We start from the raw sequence: 22348 nt of genomic DNA on the forward strand, positions 1-22348 counted from the left end.
TTTCAAGCTTCGGCGAAACGCTGCAACTGCATCTCCTGCAAACGGCTGAGGGTGCGGCGGAACGGGAATTCCAGATAGCCCTCGGTGTACAGCGCGTCCATCGGTACGCTTGCCTCGACGTACAGCGGCACCTTGCGGTCGTAGCATTCGTCGACCAGAGCGATGAAGCGGCGAACGCCGTCATCATGCACCGACAACTGTGGCAATTCCCGGTCGCCGGCGACCACGCGCGCAGCGCCGTCTTCGGTACCGCGTGCGATACGTCCTTCGCGTTTTTGTGCGCTGAGGTTCGGCACTTCGCTCAACAGAATAGCCCGGTAGCGATCACACAGGGCAATGAAGTCCATGGCGGCGAAAGGTTGCTCGCACAGATCGCTGTAGCGGCACCACAGCACGGATTCGCTGGCTTGCACCACGTTGAGTGTGCGGTGGCCCACGGCCACTGGCTCCTCGCTGACAGTCTCATCTGCAGCCAGCGATTTGAACACGGCCTCCAGTGCGCTCGGTAAATCATCCGCGCGAACAAAATAACGCTGCTCGATCGTCCCCGGATGCAAGCGATGATCCTCGGCGCCATTCACCGCGACCACGGTCATGTGCGCCTTGATCGCCGCAATCGCCGGCGTGAAACGGTCGCGGTTGAAGCCGTCGGCGTATAGATCATCCGGTGGCAGGTTGGACGTGCAGACCACTACCACGCCTTCATCGAACATCACCTGAAACAGCCGGCCGAGAATGATCGCGTCGCCGATGTCATTGACGAACAGTTCATCGAAGCACAGCACGCGCACTTCGCCGGCCAGCTCTTTGGCCAAAGCGCGCAACGGATCGGCGATGCCACTGAGTTGAAACGAACGCTGATGCACCCAGCCCATGAAGTGATGAAAGTGTTGACGCCGCGCTGGCACCCGCAAGCTCTGATAGAACTGATCCATCAGCCAGGTCTTGCCACGACCGACCGGCCCCCACAGGTACACGCCGCTGACCGAACGGGCGCCGGCGTGCAAGGCTTCATGGCATTTTTGCAAGGCCCAGACCGCGTGTTCCTGGGCTTCATCCTGGATGAAACCCTTGTGGTCGACCGCGTATTGCCAGGCACTGAGGGGGGAGTCGAAAGTCATGCGCGGGAGTATGCCACGGGCGCTTTTCCATTGCCGGTCGAGGCACGTTTGATCGTTCCCGCGCTCTGCGTGGGAATGCCTCAAGGGACGCTCCGCGTTCCAGCTCCGGAAGGGACGCGGAGCGTCCCGGGCTGCATTCCCACGCGGAGCATGGGAACGATCAGAACAAGGGAGAGGCGGTAAAACCTGACCTTTCAGGCAGTTATTGCTCGTTGCCCTCGCCGCCCTCTTCCGGCATTCTGCGCACCCATTTTCTGACCCGGCCCCGCCTTGCGGCGCGCACATCACCATGACCGCCTCTGACAAAACCCCGCGCAACAACGACCTGATCTACGGCCTAAACGACCGTCCGCACCTGACCGCCACGGTGTTCGCCGCGTTGCAGCATGTACTGGCGAGTTTCGTCGGCATCATCACCCCGACCTTGATCATGGGCGGCGCCCTCGGTCTGCACAGTGAAATCCCCTACCTGATCAGCATGGCGCTGTTCGTCTCCGGCCTCGGCACCTTTGTCCAGGCCAAGCGCTTTGGCCCGGTGGGTTCCGGTCTGCTTTGTCTGCAAGGCACCAGTTTCTCCTTTATCAGTGTGATTCTCAGCGCCGGGTTCATGGTCAAGGCGCGTGGCGGTGGCACTGACGAAATCCTCTCGACGATCTTCGGCGTGTGCTTCTTCGCCGCGTTCATCGAAGTGGTGCTCAGCCAGTTCATCGGCAAACTGCGCATGCTGATCACGCCGGTGGTGACCGGCACGATCATCACGCTGATGGGCCTGTCGCTGATCAAAGTGGCGATGACCGACATCGCCGGCGGCTTCGGCGCGCCTGACTTGGGCGCGGCCAGTCACGTATTTCTGGCGGCGCTGGTGATCGGTACCATCGTTGTGTTGAACCGTGTCGACGTGCCGTTTCTGCGCCTGGGCGCGATCGTCATCGGCCTGACCCTCGGCTACGTGGTGGCATGGCTGATGGGCACGGTGGATTTCGCTTCGATGCCCGAGGTGCCGCTGGTCAGCGTGCCGGTGCCGTTCAAGTATGGCTTCAACTTCGATTGGGTGGCGTTCGTGCCGGTGGCGGTGATTTTCCTCGTGTCGCCGCTGGAAGCTGCCGGTGATCTGACCGCCAACTCGATGATCTCCCGGCAACCGGTGAAAGGCCCGCTGTACATCCGTCGCATCAAATCCGGCCTGCTCGCCGATGGTCTCAACTCGGCCATGGCGGCAGTGTTCAACAGCATGCCGATGGTCACCTTTGCGCAGAACAACGGCGTGATCCAGTTGACCGGTGTGGCCAGCCGCTACGTGGCGTTTTTCATCGCCGGGCTGCTGGTGTTGCTCGGTTTGTTCCCGATGATCGGCGCGGTGCTGCAATTGATGCCGAAACCGGTGCTGGGCGGCGCTGAGCTGGTAATGTTCGGCACCGTCGCCGTGGCCGGGATCAAGATCCTCGCCGAGGCCGGCCTGCATCGACGCAACATGCTGATCGTGGCGATCTCGCTGGGCATGGGCCTGGGCATCGCAGCGGTGCCGGAAGTCCTGCGCGAACTGCCGCAAGCGCTGCGCAACATCTTCGAATCGCCGATCACCGTTGGCGCGTTGTGCGCTATCGTGCTGAACATCTTCCTGCCCGAGGAATTCATCGAGCTGGAAGAAGACGACTTCGACCCGGAAGCTTCGATCCTGCAAGTCATGGAAAACCCCGACGTCACCGGCAAAGGTGAACCCGGCCAAGCGGCGGCTGTCGCACAGATGAACCGCTGACGTCACGCCTCGAAAAAAAAGGGCTGCACCGGCGACGGTTCAGCCCTTTTTTGTCGAGAGATTTTTATGCGCCGCCTCCACGCCGTCTTCCTGTCGCTTCTGCTGTTGTCGCTCAGTGCCTGCGCATTGTTTCCCAATCGCGACCCGGTGAACATCAACGTGGTCGGCCTCGAACCGTTGCCCAGTCAGGAACTGGAAGTACGCTTCGCGATCAAGCTGCGCGTGCAGAACCCCAATGAAACGGCGATCGATTACAACGGCATCGCCCTGGATCTGGAGGTCAATGGTCATTCGCTGGCTTCGGGTGTGAGCGATCAGAGCGGCTCAATCCCGCGTTTCTCTGAAGCCATTGTCACGGTGCCGGTCAGCGTCTCGGCGTTCTCGTTCCTGCGCCAGACCTTGGGCCTGAGCCAGACGCAAAGCCTCGACAACCTGCCCTACGTGCTGCGCGGCAAACTGGCGGGCGGATTGTTTGGCACGATGCGCTTTACCGACAGCGGCAAGTTGAGCCTGCCTAAAGCGAGTGCGGCGACGTGGTAAAAAGTTTTCTGATCGGGCACCGATCCCGGTGGGAGCTGGCTTGCCAGCGATAGCGGTGCATCTGCCAAAAAGATGTCGACTGACATGGCCCCATCGCTGGCAAGCCAGCTCCCACAGGTTCTTTGCAAGCTTCAAGGTCAGGTATTGAACCGCACCCCCGGCTTCGCGCGCTCATCAACGGTCAACTCGAACACATCCGGCCGCGCATAGTGGCCGACCACATCGTAGTCGTACCGCGCGCGGATCAGTTCATCGGTGTCGATCTGCGCCGTCAGCAACCCCGCCTCGCCACGCAAAGGTCCAGCCAGCACATCGCCCATCGGCCCGACGATCACGCTGCCGCCGGCAATCAACGGTCGATCCCCGGGCCAATTGGCAATCTCCACCCCCAACGCATTCGGCGAGGCCTGCACCTGACAGGCGCTGACCACGAAGCAGCGGCCTTCATGGGCGATGTGGCGCATGCTGACCTGCCACATCTCGCGCTCGTCAACGGTCGGCGCGCACCAGACCTCCACGCCCTTGGCATACATCGCCGTGCGCAGCAGCGGCATCATGTTTTCCCAGCACACCACCGCGCCAAGCTTGCCGACCTGGGTGTCGAACACTGGCAGCGTCGAGCCGTCACCCTTGCCCCAGATCAGTCGCTCGGTGCCGGTGGGCATGAGCTTGCGGTGTTTGCCGAGCAGCCCGGCCTGCGGATCGAAATACAGCACCGTGCAATACAACGTGCTGCCGGCGCGCTCGATCACGCCGATCACCAGATTGGCCGCGGTGCGCGCTGACAATCCGGCCAGCGCCTCAGTTTCGGCGCCAGGCACATCAATGGCGTTGGCAAAGTACCGCGCGAAGGCCTCGCGCCCCTCGGGCAGTCGATAACCCAACTGGGTGCCGAAACCTTCGCCTTTCGGGTAACCACCGAGCAAGGCTTCCGGCATCACCACCAACGCAGCACCGGAGTCGCGGATTGCGTCTTCCCAGCTCAGGATCTGTTCAAGGGTTTCGCCTTTGCCACCGGGCAAGGCACCGATCTGCAACGCCGCAACTATGGATTTGGCCATCGTGTTTACTCCATCAGGTTCAGGTGTTGCCGATTCTCCAGCCTCACGCGATCATGAATAAAGCCCTACCCACTGCTGAATGATATGAGCCAAATGAATATCGCCGACATCGACCTCAACCTGCTGAAAGTCTTCGAAGCACTGCACGATGAATCCAGTGCCAGCCGCGCCGCTCTGCGCCTGGGCGTAACGCAATCGGCAGTCAGCGCGGCGTTGCGTCGTTTGCGTGAGGTGTATGGCGATCAGTTGTTCGTGCGCACCGGGCGCGGTCTGGCGCCGACGCTGCAAGCCAATCAGTTGAAACCGGTGATCAGCGATGCCCTGAACAGATGCCGGCAAAGTCTGGCCATGCTAGATCCTGCGGCCAATCAGTACGAGGGGCGCTCGGTGGCGATCGGTCTGTCAGATGATTTTGAAATTGCCTACGGGCGCCGCTTGATCGAGGAAATCGCCCGCCGTGCGCCGAAGCTGCGGCTGATATTCCGCCAGACCCACAGCCAGATCGTCGCCCGTGCGCTGATGGAGCGCAGCATCGACCTGGCGATCACTGCCGGAGGATTTGCCGAGCGCCTGCTCAGCCGTCAGGTGTTGGGGGAAGGCGGATATGCGTGCTTGGTCGACCCGAGCAGTCTCGCGCCAGGCCAGCAGCAGATCGAGTTGCAGGAGTTCGTTGAACGCGAGCACATTCTGGTGTCGTCGGGCGGCTTTATCGGCATTACCGATGAAGGATTGGCGGCAGTGGGTTTGAGCCGCCGAGTCTGCGCGTCGACCACGCATTTTGCTGCACTGCCCTTTTTGCTCAAGGGCAGTCAGGCGGTGGCGACGATCCCGGCCCATGCCGCCGCAAGTATCGCGGCGCTGAGCGGGCTGGCGCTGCTGCCCTGCCCTCTGGCTTTACCGCGCTATCCGGTGGAACTGGGCTGGCGCACCAGCACGCAGATCGATCCGGTGCTGGTCAAGGTTCGTGAGGCGATTGCCGCCACGTTCAGCCAGGGGTGAAACTGATTATTTGTTCGCCGCCATCAGGCGATTGACTTCACTGCGCACCATGTTGGCGAACTCCGGCGGCGACATGCCGTCCAGCTCGGCGCGGACCCACTCGGCCCATTTGCCCTTGCGCTTGGAGCGCTCCCCAAACAGGCGCGCGGCTTCGCCTTTGGCTTTGCCCAGATTGTTCTGCCAGAGTTCGAACAGACGGGATTTCTCGTCTTCCAGCGCTGCGCGCTCTGCGAGGGATTTGTCGGCCAGATTGAAACTCATGGGGATTTATCCTGCTGCGTAAAATGGCGACATCTTACACGCTCGGCACAAATCTCCGGTGCAGGTTTTTCCCTTGTCCGCGAATGACATGCAACTTTTCGCCTGCCGCTACACTCCATTGGTCACTGTCCATTCACCTGCAAGGAGTCACCCAATGGCCCGTAAAACCGCCTCGCAAGCTGCCGAAGAGCAAATCAAGGATCAAGCTTTCAGCGAGCTTCAGGCTCTGATCGAAGAATCGGACAAACTGCTAAAGAGCAGCGCTTCACTGGTAGGCGAAGAAGCAGAAACGCTGCGCGCACAAATCGCCCAGAAGCTGCAGCTGGCACTGGATTCGGTGTCGAGCGTGCGCGACCGCACCAAACCCGCTGTTGAAGCCACCGAGAACTACATCGGTGGCCACCCTTGGCAAACCGTGGCGGTCTCAGCCGGTTTCGGCCTGGTGGTGGGCCTGCTGCTCGGCCGTCGCTGAGTCAGGCGCACAGAAAAAGGCGAACCTCAGGGTTCGCTTTTTTTATGCCCACCGCTTTGCTTTTCCATTACTGAATTCACCTGGGTATCCCAAGTCGGCGTACCTCGCCCAAACCACGCGGTCAGTCCCCTCTCCCCCCGGGAGAGGGCTAGGGTGAGGGGCTTTCGACCTTGTCACTGCAATGTCAGAACAACAAAAGACTCACTCCCCCGCCAACTCCCGCAACTGCCCCAGCGTCTGTTCATCCAGCGTGATGCCCTGCGCTAATGAGCGGGCACGCTGCAAATGCCGCCGATCCCCCGGCAAACGCTTGAGCCCGACCCCGTGCATCTGCCGCACCAGTTCCTCGCTGCGCTGGGCGAAGTTCTGCCCCGCCGCTTTGCTCGGGTCGATGACGATCAACAGCTGGCCGGTCCATGGTGTCTTCGCGCCGGGATGGTTGGACCAGTCAAACTCGAATGAGAAATTGCCGCCGGTCAATGCCGCCGCCAGCAACTCGACCATCATCGACAGCGCCGAGCCTTTGTGCCCGCCGAACGGCAACAACGCGCCGCCTTCGAGAATCGCCTTGGGGTCCTGGGTCGGTTGGCCGAGGCTGTCGACCCCCATGCCGACCGGGAGTTTTTCACCTTTGCGCGCGGCGATCTGCACATCGCCATGGGCAATGGCGCTGGTGGCCAGGTCAAAAACAATCGGCGCGGCGTTGGCCCTTGGCGCGGCGAAGGCAATCGGATTGGTGCCGAACAATGGCCGATCAGCGCCATGGGGCACCACGCAAGTCATGCTGTTGACCACGCTCAGCGCGACCAGACCTTCGTCGGCGAAGGGCTCGACATCCGGCCACAAAGCAGCGAAATGGTGCGAGTTGCGGATCGCCAGCACCGCGATCCCGGCATGACGTGCCTTCTCGATCAGCAGTGGTCGGGCCGCTGCCAACGCTGGCTGGGCAAAACCGTTGCCAGCATCAACCCGGACAAATCCCGGCGCGACGTCTTCAACCTGGGGCACCGCATGGCCATTGACCCAACCACTTTTCAGCGTCGAGACATAACCGGGGATGCGAAACACGCCATGACTGTGGGCGCCGTCGCGTTCGGCGTTGGCGCAGTTGGCGGCCAGCACCCGGGCGACGTCGCTGGAAGTGCCGTGGCGCAGAAAAATCGTTTCAAGCAGTTGCGTCAGTGTCTCGAGGGACACTGTGGACGAGCCAGGATCGTGTAGCGCAGACATCTGAAGCTCCAGAATGATTATTGGAGGGAACAACAGCGTACGGTCGAATTTGCCCACCGATTAACCGCGCCCGAGCTGCCAGCTGTCAACCCTTCGATTGATCGGCATCCGCTGGCGCGCCCAGATGCACATTTCACGGTCAGCGTGTGCGGTAACTATCTACCGCAAGTGCTCCAGTCTGCGCATCTACTGTTGAGTTCCAGCCCGATGGCGCCCCGTTCAGAGTTGCAATGATGTCCACCCCGACTGCCCCGCTGTTGTTTCCAGTGATATTCGATTCACCCGGCCTGCATGCTGCCCTGGGTCCGGCACACGGTCTCCACAGCAAAGACTTCGACTGGCTTGCCCATGCGCAACTGGCGACGCAATCGCTGCGCAACAAGCAAACCCCGCCGATGCTGGCCGAACGCATCCTGCTCAACGCCGACAAGCAACAGGCCGTGTCGCTGGCGGGCAGCTTCATGCTCAGCGCAGGGCCGGATGACAACGGCGTGTTTCTCTATACGCCCTACGATGGCCTGAAAAAATTCGCTGACCGCCAAGCACTGACGGCCGCCCTGCAGACACGCCTCGACAATGCCGGGGAAGCTGATGATCTGCTGGCTTTCCTCTCGGTTTCGCTGCGCAAGGAACTGGTGGAAAAACGCGAGATTACCCTGACCTGCGAAACCATCGAAGGCGATGTGTTCGAGGACCAGCAAGCGGCTATCGGAGAATCCCTGGAGAGGTGCGCCCGTGACCTGCTGGACGAGCTCAAACGCCTGCCATCCCTTGCAACGTTGCTGGAAAAGATTCTCGACGAACTGCTCGAAGCGCATTTTGCCGCGTTGCAACAGTCGCTAACCCGGGTCGGTTTTTATTCGACGTCCTCCTCTGCGGACAAACAGTGGGTCGACTCGCTGTCGCTCAGTGAGGCGCTGCTGCTGCACTTTCATCGCCAAGGCTGGCCGCACGGTCAGACCGTGGAATTTACCCATCCTGCTCGTCCGGTCAGCGAAGACGATCAGTCTGCCTGGACCCATGCGATCGAGTCCGCATCGGGAAAATTGACCATGCTGTTGTTTCGGCAGCTTGAGATCTACTGGAATGGCGCTTCATTCGAGGGCTCGCCCAGACGTACTTTCTTCAGCCAGACGCTACAGGATCAAGCCCGAGCCGATCTGATGATCAAGCGCGAAACGCAGATCCTCACTGCCAGCGAATTCGACGCCCTGCACTGTCTGGTCCGTGAGCCAAGCGTTGCGGTGCGGCGGCCGACGTTCGAAACCGTGTGCCTGAGCGAAGAGACAGCCTGTGTCGAGCTGGCCGGTTCGCTGATGATCAATCATGACAAGGCTTATCTCTATACGCCCAGCCAGGGCCTGCAGGTGCTCACCGACTACGCCGACCTCAAACAGACACTGACCGCCAAACTGCGGGCAGCCGGGCACGAAGATGAGCTGTACGGGCTGATGAATCTGCAAGAGCGCAATCGCTACCTTGGCTTCGCTAACGCACAGGTATCCGGGGAAAACATTGGCGGTGAGATCATGACGACGCTGTTCGAGACCATCATCACCAAACAACGCCAGAACATTGAATTCGTGTTGCAGCGCTTTCGTCAGAGCAAACGCACCACCGATATCCATGCACTCTTTGATAAGGCATTGGATATCCGCTCGATGATTCATGAACGATTGCTCAAGCTCGATCTCAATCAGCGCTGGAGTACCCGTCCGTTATTCACCAGCACTCCGCCATCGTCACTCGTGCAAGCGGACAAGGCTGCGCAGCAGGCGACGAGTCTGGGACGGACGCTGGATAATCTGACCAGCCACTTTAAAGACCAGCCGACCGCGCACAGCGCCGAACAGCGCGTCTTTTTGGAAGGCATTCTGTGGAAACTGGCCCAGGCGTTCGAAGATGGCCTGCGCGGTGAGGCCTACCTGCGCAGTCTCAGCGGGTCATGGCTGGAGGCGGAGCGAAAGATCGTCGACACCGTGTTCGATGCCACGCATCCGACACGCAGGGAGCGCCAGTCACTCAATGGTTTTCGCCCCGATGCATGGTCGCTCACCCTCACCTGTGCCGAGTTCAAAGGTGCGCTGCCGCTCGCTCACTGCGTGCTTCTGACCGAGCGCGGCGGCATGGATGACCAGCATTCCGGACGCGCCATCCTGTGGACACCGGCCACGGGGCTGGAACAGTTCGAGAATATCGCCGTCGCGCAGAAGCAATTGCAACAACGCCTGGATGACAACAACCAGAGTCATACGCTGCTGGAAAATCTGCCAAGGGCTCAACGTCGACTGGACCAGCAATACACCCTGGGCAGTTTTCAATTGATTGAAGACCGGGTTTCCAGCAATCGCATGCAATCGGGCATTGAACACTTCCTTGCCGATTCAGAAGAGCTGCGCGTTTGTATCAAGGACCCGGACACGCTGCAGACTTACCTTGAGCAAATGAAAAGCGCGCTAATCGATACCAATCTGCGCCGCGCCGTTGACCTTGCACGAACCCTTGCCAGTCATCTGGATTATCCCGACTGGTTGCGCATGGCCTCGGCGACCGAGCAGCGCACGCAACTGGCGTTGCTGGATGAACTACGCCGCGCGTTCATCGACGGCAAGGATTTCCTCGATGAGGCCCCGGCCCTGGCCACTCATATCGAGCAGACACTCAAGACACTGCTCGATGCGCGATTTCCAGGCAACGGCCTCAAGCCACAGGACATCCGGATCACCCCCAACCTGACACTGGCCGGCCCTGCCTGTGACTTGCTGGAGTTTAGCTTGCATCACTACAACGTCGTGCAGGACAGCGGTTTCAAAGTGGCATCGACAACAGCGACAGCACTACCGAAGGATTTTGGCCAGTCCGCCGTACGGCAGCTGCTTCAATCTCTCGACGTTGCCACTACCTACACCGCAAAAGTGACCGAAGCGCTGACAGCTGATAGCGCGTCAGCACGCCTCAGCAAAGAACGGTTCTTGCGCCAGCTGCCCTGGCAATTGATGCAGCACGCCCACTCGATGAAGTTGCAACAGCAACTCTCCGATACCGGCTACGACTATATCTGCCAGGTCCTCGATATGCCGGACGGGATAGCGCGGGCGATGGTCGACGGTGCTCACGCCATCGCTTGTCCGCTATCGTTGATCAAGACTTCAGGCGCTGATTGCGTAGACGCGCTCGGACTGTATGTCTTCGGTCCGGGCGCAGGGCAAACAGGGCCCCGGGTCCTTTATGCGCCTTACTCAAGATGGATATTTCGCGAGTTCGAGAACGAAGCGCAGTTGATCGAAGCACTCAATACCCCCGGCCACTTTCAGGACTTGCTCATCCGGCGTCTGCCTGACGCGCAGCAGGCCGTATTCAAGAGCCTGTTGAAAACAACGATCGGCAAAAACAGTGAAATCACCCTTCATGACTCCCCCATAAAGGGCAACGTGCTTGAGCGGTTGCACAAAGACACCCTGAGTCTTCTGCCACAAATGCTGCGCAGCCAACCACAGATCAACGCCCAGGCAGATTGGGAAGCAGTGAAGTTTCTGTTCAGCCACGGCGTCCGCCTGGTGCCGCACGTGTTGCCGGGCAAACTCGCCTGCGGATTTTTCCTTTGGCGCAGCTATCAGGATTTCAAGGCCTCCGCTGAAGGCCTGCAGGATCACCACTGGGCGAACGCCCTGAAAAGCTTCATTGCAGGGGCGATTACCCTCTTTAGCCTGGGACGTCTGTCGTGGGAAAGCGAGGCAGAAACGGTCAGTACCGAATTCGCCGCAGAAGCGCACGCACCTGAGGGTACAGCCACGACGGTGCAAGCAGCCTCTCGCTGGGCAAAAGTGTCACCGGTAACGCCCGCCCGCGTGGATCTGCAGCCCTTCGAAAGCAGCACGGCACTGGAAAGCCTCAAGCTCGATGCCAATAAGCTGGTCTATGGAGATTCGTCGACGACGCAGAAATACGCCGCTATTGCCGGCAAGGTGTATCCGACGGTCCAGGTCGAAAAGACCTGGTATTTGCGCAAAAAAGACGGCAACCAGGGGCCGGCACTCGAGGAGAAAAATTCCCGTCTGGTCGTCGCAAGCACCAGCCAGCAGGTGTATCGCTGCCGGTCAAAAAAACGTGACCCTGTGCAACACGAAGTCGAGGAAAACCGTTCCATAGAAATGTATATCCAGGCCAGAGGCATGGCCCAGATCAACCGTCGCTATCCGGCCAGGGCGTTCGTGATACAGCAAGCGGTAAATCGTGCAAGAGAATACGCAGTCAATTGTCTGCATAACTACGTTACGCAGCGCGACAACCTTACCGGCACGCGGTTAGAGACAGTTTTAAAGGAGTTCTTCGAGGTGTCGGTAATAACGCCTACGCTGCTCAGGAAATTCGAGAAGGTGATTATTCCTGTTTGCCGAGAACTGACGAACCCGAAAGACGATCTGCTCTACACCGAACGCTTTTTTACTGGTCTGAACGGACCTGGCAGTGGCAATACCGTGGCATTCGTTTTCAAACAGGACAAACGAAAAATCATTCATCTCACTGAGCTGTTTTTCAACCCGGGACTGGATAAATACACTGCGCATTTGCCCCCTCGGTTCAATGTTGATTCCCATGCCCGCGCTGTAACGCTGATCCATGAGCTCTCGCATCTGGTTTGCGACAGCGACGATCTTGTCGCCGTACAGGCCATGGCGCCTTATCTGGACCTCATCGATACGAGGACGACCTCGGGCAAACATGCCAAGGAATCTATTGAACGTCATCGCAGCTTATTGTCGCGCTACGGCAAGCACTTGTTTGCGGAGAAGACCGGCAAACAGGTCTGGACCGACCTGGACAAAGTGCCGGCGCATGCCGGCAATTACCAAAAAATCCTCAGCCTTACCAACACCACAAACCTAGCAGATGCACGCCTGGCGTTTTGCCGCCCTGATTCTGCAGATGCAAGGATTGACGTCATGCTCGCCAACGCCGATTCGATCGCGTTGCTCATCAGTGAACTGGGCCGCCAGCTCGACCCGCTTCCCGCCCCTCTATCGTCAGCGGCGCCGGGGTCGGATCAGGCAGGAGCCTCGCAAGCGCTGCCGTGAAGACAAAAAAATGCGCTGACGTCGCGCCAGCGCATTGTTCAACACAACAATCAGCGGTGCTTATGCTGGGTTAATCCTTCTGGTCCCGCAGTACATTGCCCGAGGCGCCGTCGATGCGGAACTCATAGACACTGCCATCGGCCTTGCGCCCTTCGCCTTCCCAGTAGCCGTCATTGTCGGCGCCGATCTCATAGACCTCGACATAGCCGGCCTTGGTCTTGGCGACCTCGATGGCTTTTTCGATGGTGATCCAGCCTGCGCCCGGCTTGTCCGCCAGAGCGGCACCGGCGCTGAGCAAACCAGCAGTGGCGATCAGGGCTGCGAATGTCTTTTTGATCATTTTTTCACTCCATTTATGGATAGTAGGCAGTTGCTTCCTGTTTTTTTGGGCGCCACAGGGAAAAATAAGTTCCACGTTGATGGGTAAATGCCATGACGGATGTTCTCGGCAGCCTGCCGGCGAGGTTAGAATGAGCGAAATCAGGACGAGTCAATGACCCAAGACACTCTCTCGGAAGCCGAATACGATGCGATCACCGATGCCGCCGCGCACTGGTGCATGCGTTTGCACGCCGCTGACTGCACGGACGAGGAGCGTCGCGCATTTGAAGCCTGGCACGAAGCCCATCCGCTGCACGCCTTTGAATACGAAGCCATGCAGGAAATCTGGGAAGTCGCCGGAGATCTGCCTCGAACCGAACCCGAGGCGCTCGCGGCGCAGCGCAAGCCCTTGCGTTCGTGGCGCAAGTTCGCGGTCATCGCCGGCGCCTGCGCTATCGGCTTGCCGCTCGCGGCCTACAGCGGCTGGAGTCTGGGCTGGGTGCCCAACAGTTATCAGCATTACGCCGCCACCGACAGTGTGCGTCAGATCACTCTGAGTGACGGCAGCCAGCTGGAACTCAACCTGAACACCGACCTGACTTTCAGCAATTACAAGAATGAACGTCGCGTCACCCTGAACAAGGGCGAGGCGTTTTTCAATGTCAGCCATGACGCGTCTCATCCGTTCGTGGTGCGCGCCGGCGACGGCAAGATCCGCGTGACCGGTACCCGGTTCAATGTGTGGATGTACGAAGATCAGGTTCGGGTCAATCTGATCGAAGGTTCGGTGTTGGTGAGCAGCAATCGCGATCTGCCGGGCGACGGCCTGCGCCTGAGTCCATCGATGCAGGCACGCTACCGACATGGCGATTACGCACCGCAAATCAGTCAGACCTACCCCGGCGATACCTCGCTGGCGTGGCGCAGCGGCCGACTGATACTGGACAACCTTGCGCTGCACGACGCCCTGCCGCTGATCAACCGTTACCTCGACAAGCCGTTGATGCTGGCCGACACCAGTACCGGCGCGATCCGCGTGGGCGGTGTCTACAACATCAAAGAGATGAACAACCTCGCCAACAGCCTGCCGAAAGTGCTGCCGGTCTACCTGACTCGCAACAAGGAAGGCAACCCGGTAATCAATTCGATGCCGCAACGCCCGCCGAAAAGCTGAAGGCCGCGTCCCTTGCGGGAGGCGGCCTTCGTTTGTTTCAGGCGACGACTGTTTACTGCGCTGCCACCTTCCCTGCCTGATCCTGCTTGATCGTCTGCACCTGATATTGCGGATCCGCCTGGATCTGCTGCTCAGTGAATGGCAGGACACTCCACTGTTTCTTCGAAAACGCCTCGGTCTGATCGCGTGAATATTTCGACGCCGGATCACTGGATAACGAGAACGCCAGCAGCCCTTGGGCGTGCGGGCCTTTTTCGTCGAAGCTCACCACTTGCAGATAGCTGGTGCCGCTGACCACCTCAAGTTTGCCGTCATCACGGGGCACGCTTTGCATCGCGTTGTAGATGCCCAACGTACCCGGCCCGCCATGAATCGGCGTTTGCCGCCCGCCACTGCTGACCACCTGGATGTCACCCCAGCGCATGTCCGGCTTCAGGCCCATTTTGCCGGCCAGTTCGACCGACGCCAGCATCGCTTCACGCAGCGCCTTGGCCACGGCCGGTTGTTCGAGCGCCAGGCCGTGCGGAGTGTGTTGCGCATCAGCCGGATTGAATGCAACACGCCAGATATCCGGTGATTCAAGCAGCGCCTGCATAATGTTCTGGAAGTGCACCAGACCGATCCCGGAATCCAGACTGGCACGACCATCCCAGGCTTTGAGGCTGGCGCAGACCGGCTTCAGCGTGGCCGCATCGCTGCCCAGATCGGCGCCGCAGAACTTCAGCAGATCGGGCATGACCTGCGCGGCCAGATAGACCTGATCGTCCATGACCATATGCTGCAGATCCTTGACCGCCAACGGGCCTTTTTTGCTCAGCTCAGCCAAACGATCAAGCGCAAATCGCGAGCGCAGGCCCAGCGGTTGTCCGTCCTGACTGATCAGCGGTGAATAGCCGGTGAGCGGTTGCGCCGGGTTGGCCAGCCACGCTGAATCGTTGGAGTGCTGAACGAAATCCTTGCGCAGCAATTGCGGCAACTGGCTGGACGCAAAAATGCCCTGCTGCGCAGCTTGCGGATCGACATCCCAGGCACAGCCGCTGTTGGAACCGTCCAGGACAATCATGCGCAGACCGAGGCGTGGATCGCTGCACTTGGCCAGTTTTTCCGCGCTGACATTCGGCACCACCGACAGGTTCATGTACAGCGTCTGGCCCTTGTCATCCACCGCCAGAGTATTGACCCACGGGATGCCCTGGATCTTGTGCACGGCGTCTTGCAGATCCTTGAGATTGCTGGCCTGGTTCATCGCGTACCACTGCTTGAGCACGCGATCGTTGTCGAGGTTGGCATCGCGCAAGCTGTAGGCATATTGCTTGTCCCAGTCGAGCTTGCCCGGCCATTGCACGATCGGGCCGAACTGCGAACTGTAGATATCGCGCTTCACCGGCACGACCTGGCCATCAGCCTGCTTGACCTGCACGGTAACCGTCTGTTTGTTCAGCGGCAGCGACTTGCCATCGAGCAAATACCGAGTCGGATCCTTTGGATCGAGTTGCAGGCGATACAAGGTGAAGTGTTTCGACGAGTCGACAGTGTGGGTCCAGGCCAGATGCTGGTTGAAACCGATGTTGATCATTGGCAGACCCGGCAATGCCGCGCCCATGACATCAAGCTTGCCGGGGATGGTCAGGTGCATCTGATAGAAACGCATGCCGCCGACCCATGGGAAATGCGGGTTGGCCAGCAACATGCCACGGCCGTTGAACGAACGCTCGCTGCCGACTGCCACGGCGTTGCTGCCGCGATCCAGGGCGAAACGTTGCTGACGGGCGTCGGCCAACTGGAACGCCTCGGCATCGTGCTTGACCTGCGCGGTGGCTTGCGGCGGCGTGGCGCCGGCCAGAGCCTCGGCGAACTGGCCCACCCCGCCTTCCACCAACAGGCGCCGCGTCAGTTTGACCAGATCCTCGGCACTGATATCACGTACCCACTCGCCCTGGCATTGCTGCGGCAACCCTTGCTGACGCCGTTCGGCCAGATAGCGGTTGTATCCGGCGGCATAACCCTCGACCAGGTCGCGGACCTGCGTCGGTTGCGCCTGCCAGAAGGTTTCGACCGCTTCTGGAGTATTGAGCCAGGTGAAGAACACATCACTGACGCGGTTTTCCCGTTGTTCGACAGTGAACTGCTCCGGGCCGAAGTAGCGTGAGCGCTCACCGTTGACCGTGACAATCTCGTTGGCCAGCAAACACAGGTTGTCCTGGGCGTAGGCGTAACCGATGCCGAAGCCCAGCCCGCGTTCGTTCTCGGCACGAATGTGCGGCACGCCGAAACTGGTGCGGCGAATATCGGCGCTGGTTTGTGCTGCCGGGCTCAGTGCATGGGCCGACAGGCTCAGTCCGAACAAGGTGCTGGCGAGGGCCAGCCCGGTGAGTTGCCTGGAAATAATCACGCTTGCTCCTGATCGAAAGGTCGATTGCCCCTGCGTCCACGCGCAATGAGCCTGACGAAGAAACGAAGCTGAGGAAAATAATTTAGCGGGCAATCCTTCGGCACGAGGCCGGCATCACAAGGCCGGGACGAATTTGCGACGAAATTTCTACATCTTTTCTTTCATGATTTGTCGTGCTGAAACGTCTTGTTTAGAGAGCGCAACAAAACCTTTCCCGATCTGGCTCTGAAAAGGAGTAATCGCATGTACAACTCGCAACTACCAACGGACGGTAGCCAGACGCCACAGGGCGTTTCCATGGGTTCGCACACCGGCAATTTCACCCAGCGCGGCGAGCGTCCGGGCAATGAGCGCATCCGCGTGTTACTGAAAAGTTTCGGCCTGCGCACCAGCCTGATTCGCCTGAAAGTCATCGACGCCCTGCTGGTGGCGGCACAGAGCAATCGTCGCCTTGGCGTACGTGGCGTGCATAGCCAGTTGCTCGATCTGGACGTGCCGTTGTCCTTTCTCAGCGTGCGCGAAGTGCTGAAACGCTTGTGCGCCGAAGGCGTGATCACCTTCAACGCCGACAAGAGTTACAGCCTGCACCCGCAGGCTGCAGCGGTCCTCAACCACGAATGAGGCTCGCTTTCAGGGCTTGACCTTGCGGCGCATCACGCCATTGATCACCACCACAACCACGGCCACGCCGATCGCGACGTACTGGAAAGTTTTCTCGGTGATCATGCCGGCGTTTTGCAGCCAGGACAGGCCCAGCATGATCGCCAGTACCGACAGGGCGATCAGAATAGAATAAATCAAGCGTTGCTTCTGGGTCATTGCGGTTTCCTGAAACGTTGGAATGTATGCGTTTGCAAGCCATACGCTTGCCGAATTACGGGGACGTGCCGGGGCAAACGGAGTGCCATGTTACCGCCCCTGAAGACTTTTGGCTGCAAGGTCAGCCGACCTTGAGGCATGGCCCGCCCTCCCTGCTCTGGCGCAAACAAGTAAACAGCTTCCGCGCCGCGCCAATCCTTTAAACATGCCGTAAGTTTTTGAAATCTGCTGACGCAGCAAACGGCTAGGTCGGCTGTGCGTCTGCACCTAGGCTCTGCGAACTTCCTACCACTCATAAAACAGGGATGTTCATGCAGAGAACACTTATCAATATCGGCCCCAGACAGGTTGCCGGTTTCTGTCTGGCGCTGACCGCTTTCGAACTGCTCACTTACATGGCCAGCGACGTGATCATGCCAGCGATGCTGGACGTCACCACCGACCTCGAGGCAGACGCGCGGCATGTTCCCCATGCATTCAATCTTTATCTGTTGGGTGGCGTCTGCCTGCAGTGGCTACTGGGTCCCTTGTCCGATCAATTCGGGCGAAGGCCACTGTTATTGATCGGCAGTGCGCTGTTCGGTGTGTCGTGCGCGGCAGCTTTCAGCACCGACAGCATTGAAGCGTTCAACCTGTTGCGTCTGTTGCAGGGCATGGGGCTGGGATTCGTCGTCGCCGTGAGCTACCCGGCATTGCAGGAGGTTTTTTGCGAAGCCGACGCCGTCAGGCTGATGGCGTTGCTCGGCAATGTTGCGTTGTTATCGCCGTTGCTCGGGCCGCTGCTTGGCATCCTGCTGCTGGAATGGCTGAGCTGGCGGGAAATTTTTCTGCTGCTGGGATGCACAGCAGCGCTGGTCTGGCTCGGCCTGTTGCTGTGGATGCCGGAAACCGTGGGCGTCGAGCGCCGCGACGGTCATCAAACTCGCCCAGTACCCTTCTCCTGGCGCCTCACTTGTCGGCGCTACGGTGCGCTGTTGGGTAATCCGCGTTTCCTCTGCGCAAGCCTGGCGCTCGGCCTGATGAGTCTGCCGCTGATCGCCTGGATAGGCCTGGCGCCATTGCTGCTGGTGCGGGTACTGGAAATGCCGCCGCTGGAATATGGCCTGTGGCAGATACCGGTGTTCTCGGCAGTCATCGCCGGCAATCTGATTCTCGACCGCTTGCTGCAGACTCATTCGCTGACGCAATTGATTCAACTGGCGCTCTGGCCGTTCTGTCTGGGCCTTCTGTTTCTGGCCGCGTGCGCATTGCTCGGCGCGGGGCTTGGTCCGGTGGTGGCGAGTTTGTCGCTGTACGCCGTCGGGCTGGGCATGAGCAACGCGGCGGTGTATCGCCTGGCGCTGTTTTCCAGCGACGACAGCAAAGGCCTGGTGTCGGCGCTGACCGGCATGATCTCGATCGCCGTCATGGGCTTTGGCGGTTCGCTGATTGCGGCCATCGGTGGCGGCAGCCGTCTTGAATACTTCGCTATCTGGGCCGCATTCGGCGGGCTGATGTGCCTGCCCATGGTTTACCGGCTCCTGCAAACCACCACATCTGATGTGGCCTCGCCTCAGTAAGGAACACTGATGACTCACCTACCCTATGCCGACGCGCTGTGCGCGTTGAAGCAACCCTATTGCGCGGATTCAGCCGCGCCCGGTCTGTTTGATCGGGCGATGACCGAAATCAGCCGCTTTCACTGCGATCACACCCCGGGTTACGCCCATTGGCTCAACGCCCACGGACTGACGCCGCAGGACCTCGACAATCTCAATGACTGGTCGCGTCTGCCGCCGATCTTTGCCAGTTTCTTCAAGCAACACCTTCTGCTCAGCAGCACGGGGACGAACGCCCTGGAACTGACTTCGTCGGGCACCAGCGGGCAGAAAAGCCGGATGCGTTACGACGAACGCAGCCTGGCTCGCGTGCAGTTCATGGTTGCGCAGATCTTTCGCCATTACGCCTGGGACACTCCCGATAGTCCGTGCAACTACCTGCTGTTGAGCTACGAACCCGAAGGACGCATCACCTTGGGCACCTCGTTTACCGACCAGTTTCTCTGCCGGTTTGCCCCGGTCAATCGCGTGGTCTACGCCTTGCGTAACACTGGTCGCGGCCATCAGTTCGATGTATTCGGCGTGATCGCCGCCTTGCAGTCATTCGCTGAAGAAGGCTTGCCAGTACGGATTTTCGGCTTCCCGGCGTTTCTCTGGCAGACCCTGCAACGCATGCAGGCTACCGCTGTGCAGGATGTGCAATTGCCCGCCGGTTCGCTGGCCTTTTTTGGCGGTGGCTGGAAAACCCAGGCTGCGCAGGAAATTCCCAAACAACAGTTTTACGCCCATATCCATCGGCAACTGGGCATCGAACCGGCCAGCTGCCGCGATGGTTACGGTGCTGTCGAGCACGCCGTGCCTTACATCGAATGCGCCCGTCACCGCTTTCATGTGCCGGTGTATTCGCGAGTGCTGATTCGCGATCCGGCGGATTTTTCCCTGCTGCCCTATGGCCAACAAGGCCTGCTCGGCTTCGTCTCGCCTTACATCTCCTCCAGCCCGGCCCACGCCGTGGTCATGAGCGACCTTGCCACGCTGCACCCGGGCGCAAGTTGCGGCTGTGGATTGACCAGCGACTGGTTCGAACTGCACGGCCGCGCCGCCACCACAGCGGGCAGAAGCTGCGCAATGGCCGCCGCCGAATTACTGGGAAGTCACTGATATGTATTTGATCAATGGACAACTGCACCACGCTTATAGCCTCGACCAAGCGCTGCAAGACCTGCAACAGGCGTTGCCGCAACACTTGGCGAGGGCACTCGACAGCCGCACAGTCATCGACGCAGTCGCGGAATTTGCCCGGCAACTGCATGACGCGCACTCGGATCTGCCCCTCGACAACGAGCAGCGGCAGGCCCTGATCGATTTCTGCCAACCCGAAGCGCTAGCCTACAAACGCCAGCGTGAGTTGGGCGCCGAAGCCGATTGCCTGCGTCGTTTCGATTATCGCCAGCCACGCTTCGAAGCCTGGCGCCCACTCGGGCTGGTGGTGCACATCACTCCGGCCAACGCGCCGCTGCTGGCCTTTTGCGCGGTGGTGGAAAGTCTGCTCGCCGGCAACGTCAACTGGTTGCGCCCCAGCCGCAGCGATCAAGGCCTGACGGCGCAACTGTTGCGCGCGTTGGTCGACTGCGATGCAAGCGGACAACTGGCCGGACATGTGGCGGTGATTCCAGCGAGCACCGAGCAGATCGGCAAGCTGTGCAAACCCGCCAACGGCGTTGCAGCGTGGGGTGGCGAAGCGGCCCTGCAAGCGATTCGGCAACAGTTGGTGCCGGGTTGTCGCTGGATCGATTGGGGGCACCGCATCAGCTTCGTCTATCTCACCCCGGAATCGTCTACGCCAGAGGCGCTTGATGCCGTCGCCGATGAAGTCTGCCGACTGGATCAGCAGGCCTGCTCCAGCCCGCAATGGCTGCTGGTGGACAGCGACGATCCGCAGGTTTTGCGCGATATCGGTGAACGCCTGGCGCAGGCCCTGCAACGACGCGCCACGCAATGGCCGGCACTGGTGCCGACAATCCAGGAAGCCTCGCAAATTACCACGCACACGCAGATGGCCCGCCTCGGCCAGAGTTTCGCCGGACACACCGGGCAAGTGTGGAGCGGCCCGGGCTGGCGGGTGATCTGGAGCCATGAGCGGCAACTCGCGCCTTCACCGCTGTTTCGCAGCGTACTGCTGCACCCGCTGCCGCAGGCACTGCTCACTGCCGCCCTGTTGCCCTGGCGCAACGTCCTGCAAAGCTGCGCGCTGATGTGTGCGCAATCACGCATTGCCGAGCTTACTCATGCGCTGATCGCCGCCGGGGTCACGCGTATCGCACCGATCGGCAGCATTCACGACGGTTACGCAGGCGAACCCCATGATGGCGTCTATGCGCTGCAACGTTTGAGTCGGCGGGTATCGGTGAGTCTGGCGGCCACGCAGCTGCCGAATCATGCCAGTCTCGATTCACCGCCACTCGCGGCGAAGTCGTGCGCTGCGATCATGAACAAAGAGGCGTTCGTCGCCCAGCCCATCAACGATCAGGCGCAGCTGTATTTCCGCTCTGGAGGCAGCAGCGGCACCCCTGCTCTGGCCGGCTACAGCTATCGCGATTTCGATCGACAGATGCGCGCAACCGCTGACGGTCTGTTCGCCGCTGGTCTTGATCCGGCGCGGGATCGGGTCATGAACCTGTTCTTCTGTGGCGGGCTGTACGGCGGTTTTCTCAGCTTCAGCAAAGCGCTGGAATTGCTCGAGGTGACGCACCTGCCCATGGCCGCCCCTACCGATGACGACTACCGGGAGATTGCCCAACTGATCATCGACCAACGGGTCAACGTCCTGGTGGGAATGCCCGCCACACTGCATCGTCTGTTTCTCAATGAACAGGAGCGTCTGAGTGCTTATGCCGGAGTCGAAAAGGTCTTTCTCGGTGGCGAGCACCTGAGCGAGCAGAACCGTGCATTGCTGCGCAGTTGTGGCGTGTCGAGCATTCGCTCGGCGATCTACGGCAGCGTCGATGCCGGCCCGCTAGGCCATGCCTGCAAGGCTTCGGCGGATGGGGTTTTCCATCTGATGAACGCGATCCAGCACCTGGAAATCGTCGCGTTCGATGAGGATGTGCCGGTGATCGGCGATCAGGTGGGTCGGCTGCTGGTGACCTCGCTCGCCCGTGAAGGTGGCCAGCGCGTGCAGCGTTATGAGATTGGCGACACCGGGCGCTGGCTGCCTGGCGTCTGCGCCTGCGCCTGCGGGCTGACGTCGCCACGCTTCGAGCTGTTGCAACGCCACGGCAAGCTGTTGCGCATCGGCACTGACTTCATCTCCCTGAGCGAATTGGCGTCGCGGCTGCAAGTGCCGTTTCAGTTGCAGCTGGACCACAGCGCTGACGGCGTCGAGCGCATGCAACTGCACTGTGAACTTGCAGCCGACATCGCTAAACACCGTCTCGCCGATTACCTGACCCTGACGACCGTCATCGACAGCGGATTGCTGGTGCTGCAGATCGAACAATGCCCGCCCGAGCACTTCGTTCAAAACAAACACAGCGGCAAGACGCCGCTGGTCATTGACTCCCGCCGCTGACGCTTGCCGTGAGCTGGC

Annotated in this window: 18 protein-coding genes; 10 read left to right on the top strand and 8 right to left on the bottom strand. The window is 60.1% G+C overall.

The window, feature by feature from the left end:
- Positions 1-2: 2 nt before the first annotated feature.
- Positions 3-1121, bottom strand: coding sequence for a cell division protein ZapE (zapE, locus tag OK411_RS15295; protein WP_217878172.1), 1119 nt, complete (start codon positions 1119-1121; stop codon positions 3-5).
- 289 nt (positions 1122-1410) lie between these two features.
- Here zapE and OK411_RS15300 point away from each other — a divergent pair, with 289 nt between their 5' ends.
- Entirely contained in the window at positions 1411-2877 is a 1467-nt protein-coding gene (locus tag OK411_RS15300) for a nucleobase:cation symporter-2 family protein (protein WP_217878174.1), read from the top strand.
- Between the two features lie 66 nt (positions 2878-2943).
- Positions 2944-3417, top strand: a complete 474-nt coding sequence (locus OK411_RS15305; RefSeq protein WP_125926863.1) for an LEA type 2 family protein — start codon at positions 2944-2946, stop codon at positions 3415-3417.
- Positions 3418-3554: 137 nt separating this feature from the next.
- Here the strand turns inward: OK411_RS15305 and OK411_RS15310 are convergent, their stop codons facing one another.
- Positions 3555-4478 carry a carbon-nitrogen hydrolase family protein gene (locus OK411_RS15310; protein WP_217878176.1) on the bottom strand — a complete coding sequence of 308 codons (924 nt, stop codon included), beginning with the start codon at positions 4476-4478 and terminating at the stop codon, positions 3555-3557.
- A gap of 84 nt (positions 4479-4562) precedes the next feature.
- On the opposite strand from OK411_RS15310, the gene OK411_RS15315 reads away from it, so the two are divergent.
- Positions 4563-5477, top strand: coding sequence for a LysR family transcriptional regulator (locus OK411_RS15315; RefSeq protein WP_125916216.1), 915 nt, complete (start codon positions 4563-4565; stop codon positions 5475-5477).
- A 6-nt stretch (positions 5478-5483) separates the two neighbouring features.
- On the opposite strand, the gene OK411_RS15320 is transcribed toward OK411_RS15315, so the two are convergent.
- Positions 5484-5738 (bottom strand): hypothetical protein, encoded by a 255-nt coding sequence (locus tag OK411_RS15320; protein WP_003224595.1) that lies wholly within the window; start codon positions 5736-5738, stop codon positions 5484-5486.
- Between the two features lie 154 nt (positions 5739-5892).
- On the opposite strand from OK411_RS15320, the gene OK411_RS15325 reads away from it, so the two are divergent.
- Positions 5893-6210 carry a DUF883 family protein gene (locus OK411_RS15325; RefSeq protein WP_024012897.1) on the top strand — a complete coding sequence of 106 codons (318 nt, stop codon included), beginning with the start codon at positions 5893-5895 and terminating at the stop codon, positions 6208-6210.
- 201 nt (positions 6211-6411) lie between these two features.
- Here the strand turns inward: OK411_RS15325 and OK411_RS15330 are convergent, their stop codons facing one another.
- Positions 6412-7440 carry an Ldh family oxidoreductase gene (locus tag OK411_RS15330; protein WP_264365284.1) on the bottom strand — a complete coding sequence of 343 codons (1029 nt, stop codon included), beginning with the start codon at positions 7438-7440 and terminating at the stop codon, positions 6412-6414.
- A gap of 233 nt (positions 7441-7673) precedes the next feature.
- Here OK411_RS15330 and OK411_RS15335 point away from each other — a divergent pair, with 233 nt between their 5' ends.
- A complete protein-coding gene (locus OK411_RS15335; RefSeq protein ID WP_264365285.1) occupies positions 7674-12515 on the top strand; it encodes a dermonecrotic toxin domain-containing protein in 4842 nt (1613 codons plus the stop codon).
- Positions 12516-12585: 70 nt separating this feature from the next.
- Here OK411_RS15335 and OK411_RS15340 read toward each other — a convergent pair whose 3' ends face one another.
- The gene (locus tag OK411_RS15340; protein ID WP_071172382.1) at positions 12586-12855 is read right to left on the bottom strand and encodes a PepSY domain-containing protein; all 270 of its coding nucleotides are present in this window, start codon (positions 12853-12855) and stop codon (positions 12586-12588) included.
- 153 nt (positions 12856-13008) lie between these two features.
- On the opposite strand from OK411_RS15340, the gene OK411_RS15345 reads away from it, so the two are divergent.
- On the top strand, positions 13009-14010 hold the full coding sequence (locus OK411_RS15345; RefSeq protein WP_264365286.1) for a FecR family protein: 1002 nt from the start codon (positions 13009-13011) through the stop codon (positions 14008-14010).
- A 52-nt stretch (positions 14011-14062) separates the two neighbouring features.
- Here the strand turns inward: OK411_RS15345 and OK411_RS15350 are convergent, their stop codons facing one another.
- On the bottom strand, positions 14063-16402 hold the full coding sequence (locus OK411_RS15350; RefSeq protein ID WP_264365287.1) for an acylase: 2340 nt from the start codon (positions 16400-16402) through the stop codon (positions 14063-14065).
- A gap of 243 nt (positions 16403-16645) precedes the next feature.
- Here OK411_RS15350 and OK411_RS15355 point away from each other — a divergent pair, with 243 nt between their 5' ends.
- Positions 16646-17023 (top strand): fe2+ zn2+ uptake regulation protein, encoded by a 378-nt coding sequence (locus OK411_RS15355; protein WP_024012892.1) that lies wholly within the window; start codon positions 16646-16648, stop codon positions 17021-17023.
- A gap of 9 nt (positions 17024-17032) precedes the next feature.
- Here OK411_RS15355 and OK411_RS15360 read toward each other — a convergent pair whose 3' ends face one another.
- Positions 17033-17221 (bottom strand): hypothetical protein, encoded by a 189-nt coding sequence (locus OK411_RS15360; RefSeq protein WP_016770563.1) that lies wholly within the window; start codon positions 17219-17221, stop codon positions 17033-17035.
- A gap of 311 nt (positions 17222-17532) precedes the next feature.
- On the opposite strand from OK411_RS15360, the gene OK411_RS15365 reads away from it, so the two are divergent.
- Positions 17533-18780, top strand: coding sequence for an MdfA family multidrug efflux MFS transporter (locus tag OK411_RS15365; protein ID WP_110603429.1), 1248 nt, complete (start codon positions 17533-17535; stop codon positions 18778-18780).
- Between the two features lie 9 nt (positions 18781-18789).
- A complete protein-coding gene (locus OK411_RS15370) occupies positions 18790-19920 on the top strand; it encodes an acyl-protein synthase (protein WP_264365288.1) in 1131 nt (376 codons plus the stop codon).
- Between the two features lie 11 nt (positions 19921-19931).
- Here the strand turns inward: OK411_RS15370 and OK411_RS27135 are convergent, their stop codons facing one another.
- Positions 19932-20018 (bottom strand): hypothetical protein, encoded by an 87-nt coding sequence (locus OK411_RS27135; protein WP_371699888.1) that lies wholly within the window; start codon positions 20016-20018, stop codon positions 19932-19934.
- On the opposite strand from OK411_RS27135, the gene OK411_RS15375 reads away from it, so the two are divergent.
- Entirely contained in the window at positions 19982-22330 is a 2349-nt protein-coding gene (locus OK411_RS15375) for an acyl-CoA reductase (protein WP_413694516.1), read from the top strand. The genes OK411_RS27135 and OK411_RS15375 overlap by 37 nt on opposite strands.
- The last annotated feature ends 18 nt before the right edge of the window (positions 22331-22348 follow it).

This window comes from Pseudomonas sp. RG1, from assembly GCF_025910115.1.
Lineage (GTDB): Bacteria > Pseudomonadota > Gammaproteobacteria > Pseudomonadales > Pseudomonadaceae > Aquipseudomonas > Aquipseudomonas atacamensis.

Coding starts and splice junctions, on each gene's coding strand:
- OK411_RS15310 (WP_217878176.1), bottom strand. CDS start 4,478: ATGGCCAAATCCATAGTTGCGGCGTTGCAGATCGGTGCCTTGCCCGGT.
- OK411_RS15300 (WP_217878174.1), top strand. CDS start 1,411: ATGACCGCCTCTGACAAAACCCCGCGCAACAACGACCTGATCTACGGC.
- OK411_RS15305 (WP_125926863.1), top strand. CDS start 2,944: ATGCGCCGCCTCCACGCCGTCTTCCTGTCGCTTCTGCTGTTGTCGCTC.
- OK411_RS15320 (WP_003224595.1), bottom strand. CDS start 5,738: ATGAGTTTCAATCTGGCCGACAAATCCCTCGCAGAGCGCGCAGCGCTG.
- OK411_RS15355 (WP_024012892.1), top strand. CDS start 16,646: ATGTACAACTCGCAACTACCAACGGACGGTAGCCAGACGCCACAGGGC.
- OK411_RS15360 (WP_016770563.1), bottom strand. CDS start 17,221: ATGACCCAGAAGCAACGCTTGATTTATTCTATTCTGATCGCCCTGTCG.
- OK411_RS15340 (WP_071172382.1), bottom strand. CDS start 12,855: ATGATCAAAAAGACATTCGCAGCCCTGATCGCCACTGCTGGTTTGCTC.
- OK411_RS15335 (WP_264365285.1), top strand. CDS start 7,674: ATGTCCACCCCGACTGCCCCGCTGTTGTTTCCAGTGATATTCGATTCA.
- OK411_RS15325 (WP_024012897.1), top strand. CDS start 5,893: ATGGCCCGTAAAACCGCCTCGCAAGCTGCCGAAGAGCAAATCAAGGAT.
- OK411_RS15330 (WP_264365284.1), bottom strand. CDS start 7,440: ATGTCTGCGCTACACGATCCTGGCTCGTCCACAGTGTCCCTCGAGACA.
- OK411_RS15315 (WP_125916216.1), top strand. CDS start 4,563: ATGAGCCAAATGAATATCGCCGACATCGACCTCAACCTGCTGAAAGTC.
- OK411_RS15345 (WP_264365286.1), top strand. CDS start 13,009: ATGACCCAAGACACTCTCTCGGAAGCCGAATACGATGCGATCACCGAT.
- zapE (WP_217878172.1), bottom strand. CDS start 1,121: ATGACTTTCGACTCCCCCCTCAGTGCCTGGCAATACGCGGTCGACCAC.
- OK411_RS15365 (WP_110603429.1), top strand. CDS start 17,533: ATGCAGAGAACACTTATCAATATCGGCCCCAGACAGGTTGCCGGTTTC.
- OK411_RS15370 (WP_264365288.1), top strand. CDS start 18,790: ATGACTCACCTACCCTATGCCGACGCGCTGTGCGCGTTGAAGCAACCC.